Source organism: Agathobaculum faecis, from assembly GCF_014287995.1.
GTDB classification, from domain to species: Bacteria; Bacillota; Clostridia; order Oscillospirales; family Butyricicoccaceae; genus Agathobaculum; species Agathobaculum ammoniilyticum.
In genome coordinates, this window is the sequence record NZ_JACOPL010000040.1 from 1 (window position 1) to 3,361 (window position 3,361).

Annotated in this window: 4 protein-coding genes; all 4 read left to right on the top strand. The window is 55.5% G+C overall.

The window, feature by feature from the left end; translation table 11 throughout:
* Positions 1 to 367, top strand: a 367-nt coding sequence (locus H8S45_RS15520) for a hypothetical protein (RefSeq protein WP_207724523.1), incomplete at its 5' end; no start/stop codon positions are given.
* Positions 364 to 1,449, top strand: coding sequence for a replication initiator protein A (locus tag H8S45_RS15525; RefSeq protein WP_186950543.1), 1,086 nt, complete (start codon positions 364 to 366; stop codon positions 1,447 to 1,449). The genes H8S45_RS15520 and H8S45_RS15525, both read left to right, overlap by 4 nt.
* Positions 1,446 to 1,997, top strand: coding sequence for a hypothetical protein (locus H8S45_RS15530; RefSeq protein WP_186950545.1), 552 nt, complete (start codon positions 1,446 to 1,448; stop codon positions 1,995 to 1,997). The genes H8S45_RS15525 and H8S45_RS15530 overlap by 4 nt, the downstream gene beginning before the upstream one ends.
* Entirely contained in the window at positions 1,990 to 2,907 is a 918-nt protein-coding gene (locus H8S45_RS15535; protein ID WP_147574649.1) for a hypothetical protein, read from the top strand. Before H8S45_RS15530 ends, H8S45_RS15535 begins: the two co-directional genes overlap by 8 nt.
* Positions 2,908 to 3,361 lie beyond the last annotated feature (454 nt).

Genomic DNA, 3,361 nt, shown 5'->3' on the forward strand with positions numbered 1-3,361 from the left:
CAGGTGCATCGTCCTGCTGCGCGGCCAGTACCCGATGCTGCTGTACAAGATAACGCCGCCGGAATTTACCGATTACGGCAAGCTGCGGCCGGCGTCCATCCATGACTACCCGCCGGACAATATGGCGGACGGGGAAAAGAAAAAGCCGCCTGCGCCGGATGCAGGATCGGCGGCGAACCCTCCTGAACTGCCAGCAGAGCCGAAGTCCCCTTATTCCGACCTGCTGCAGCCGGACGATCCCGATCAGGAGGATGATATGCCCGATCATACGACATTTATCCCAACAGACGACCAGATCGACCAATACCAACAGGAACTGGATCGGAACAACGAATTAGACAACGAAAGCGAGGATGCTGCCTTATGAAAAAGAACATCGCTGCAGAAGACCGGCCGGGCTTTACGCTGATGAAGCTGTCCGGCGCCATTTCCTATTTCCACATGCAGATGCCGCGGTGGCTGTTCTGCGACCCGCGTTACATGGATATGGGATTGGAGAGCAAAGTGGCCTACATGTTCCTGCTCAACCGCTACCAGCTGTCCCGCCGCAACGGCTGGGTGAACCGGCACGGCGAGGTGTACATCATCTACACGCGCGAGGATCTGGCACGGGAGCTGCAGGTTTCCTACCGCAAGGCGATAGCCTGCTTTAAGGAACTGGCGGACAGGCGCCTGGTCTGGGAGCAGCGGCAGGGCCGCGGGCTGCCCAACCGCATCTTCCTGGCCGAGGTGGTGCTGGACGAAAAGGCGGCCTACGGCTATGACTGCGCGCCGTTCTGTCCCACGCCAAGACCTGTAGAAATTGCATATCTGGAGGAAGGGGATAGTGCGCCGGAACAGGATGTGTCGGCCAACCTGCGGGGCGATATGACGGAATTCCAGCAGGATACAGGCGCTGGGACGCTGGCAAGACCTGCCGAAACGGCACATCAAGACCTGCCAAAACCGCAGGTCTTGAACTGTGGAGACTGCACTTCTGCGGGTGCGGAAACGGCATGTCTAGACCTGCAAAAACCGCACACAAGTAAGAAAGAGAAGAGTAAGAAAGAGTATAGGGATACTGATGATGAGCTTCCGACAGTCCCGCGCGCGGGCGCGGAGGACGGGCGTGAGGCCATAGCGGCGATCTTGCAGCGATGCGAGCTTTCCCGCTATACGCCGGAGGAAGCGGAGGTGTTCAGGGACGCGGTCTCGTGGCTGTACTACTGTGGCCGGCTGCAGCTTGGCGCCTGTACCTACCCGCAGGGCTATGTCCGCGACACGCTCCGGCGGCTGAATGCCGACGTGTTCGATGAGGCGCTGTACAGGCTGCGGCGGAACGAGAACGAGGCGATTTCCAATACGCTGGTCTACACCGCCAAGGTCATCTTCAGTACGATTTTGGAGATGGGGAGCGAAGCGCTGCTCGACCCCGTGCTAAACCAGGTGAAACGGGGGATGGCGACATGAAGTCAATGTATTACAGCGAGCCGCAGACAGAGCTTCTTTCACTGCTCAAGACACTGGGCGGGATGTGGAAGCGCCAGGTACACATGCTGCTATGGCTGCGCTTTGGGATGGACAAAAAAGCCGTGGACCGCACGATCCGTCAGCTGCGCTACGGCGGCGTGCTGCGGGACATGGGGGCGTATGTTCTGGCAGCGGACAGGCGGTTTGACATACAGCTGGCCCGCGCGGTGGATATCTCGCTGGCCCTGTCTGGCAACAGAGCGCCGGATATATTCCCGCGCAAAAAACCGGTATTTCTGACCGCGTACCTGCCGGAACGGGGGGTGCGGCTGTGTGTGCTGTATATCCCTGTAGGGAAGGAACGGAAGCGCTGCCTTACGCTGGACAGCCTGCGGGTGGAAAACACGATGAAAACGCTGTATGCACTGCTTCTGGATGAAGCGGGACAGGCTGCGGCGCTGCGGGCGGAAACGCCGTGCCTGCTGGCCTGGCCGGATGAAAACGAAAAGCTGGAGCTGAAAAAATGGGAGGGGATTCGGAATGAATGAAAAAAACCGTTTGCCGGACGAATTAAATTTGACCAGGCTGAGGTTTTATGAAACGGACTTTAAGGCGCTGGACTACAGCCTGACGGAAAAGGAACAGGCGGAGTGGAACGCGATCTACGCGTCCTACCGGTCCAGCTCCATACTGAGCGGGGAGATCATAGGCGTGGAGGGGGTGCCTCTTCCGGACGGGGAAGACGAAGACGGCACGGACGGGAAAAAGGAGATGCCCTGCCTCACTGTGGTGCAGTACAGGGTAAAGGTGCTGATACCCGAACCCTTTGTATGGAAAGAGGGGGATGAGCGGGAAACCTATGTGCTGGGGCATATGGCAGGGGCGAAGATAGACTATATCATCACCGGCGTGGATCGTGAGGGGCAGTGCGCGGTAGCGTCCCGTGCGCTGGCGATGGAACGGCAGCGGTGGCATGCCCATCGTGTGCGCGGCGTCCAGGAGGGCGATATTGTGGACTGCATGGTGCTGGCTGTGGGGGCGTCCCACCTCACCCTGACAACCTGCGGGCATGACCTGACGCTGGCACAGGCAGGGCTGTCCTATTCTTATCTTGGGGATATGCGCGAAAGCTACTATCCTGGGCAAAAACTGAAAGCAAAGGTGATGGCCGCGGACGAGGAGGGGTTCGCGGTATCTGTACTGGAGGTGGAGCCGAACCCCTATATTGGCGCGGAGTTCCGGCATCCGGTGGGGAGCACGCGGATTGCAAAAATCACAAACAAGTATACCGGCGGCATATTTGGACGTCTGCGGGACGGCTGCACGGTGGTATGCAGGTATGCGCAGCAGTTTTCCGACGACCAGTTTGAGGCAGGCGACAGTGTGATCGTGCAGAGCATGGAGTACAGCGACGACCGGCAGTGGCTGCGCGGAAAGATTAAAGGGAAGATACGGTAATACAGAGGCCGGCCTGTTAGTGCAGAATAGCATTAGCAGGCCGGCGGTTTTTATTGTTTTTTGAAAATTGGTTGTAATAATTAGGTTTGCGACTGATTGTACCTGTTTACTTTAAATTACAATTAAAGAATGTCATTATACTGAACTAACACAATTTGGATATTGTCAAGCCTTTTAGCGCTGAATACAATTATAGAATTTTTAGAAAAATGAAAGAGTTTTCTAAAATATTTAATTTTCAACTTAGTGTCAGGATACTATAATCTAAATCAACAAAGCAAAAAATATGTTGATTTGTGAGGGGGGTAAAAATGAATATGCAATGCAGACTTAGCGTTTTACCTGTATCGTTGTATGAAAAAATAGTATCAGGTGAAATTACGCTTCATGATTGGATGAAAAACGCCAAGCGGCTGGGGCTGGATGCGGCAGATATCAGTACAGTTATGCTGAA

Coding starts and splice junctions, on each gene's coding strand:
- H8S45_RS15525 (WP_186950543.1), top strand. CDS start 364: ATGAAAAAGAACATCGCTGCAGAAGACCGGCCGGGCTTTACGCTGATG.
- H8S45_RS15530 (WP_186950545.1), top strand. CDS start 1,446: ATGAAGTCAATGTATTACAGCGAGCCGCAGACAGAGCTTCTTTCACTG.
- H8S45_RS15535 (WP_147574649.1), top strand. CDS start 1,990: ATGAATGAAAAAAACCGTTTGCCGGACGAATTAAATTTGACCAGGCTG.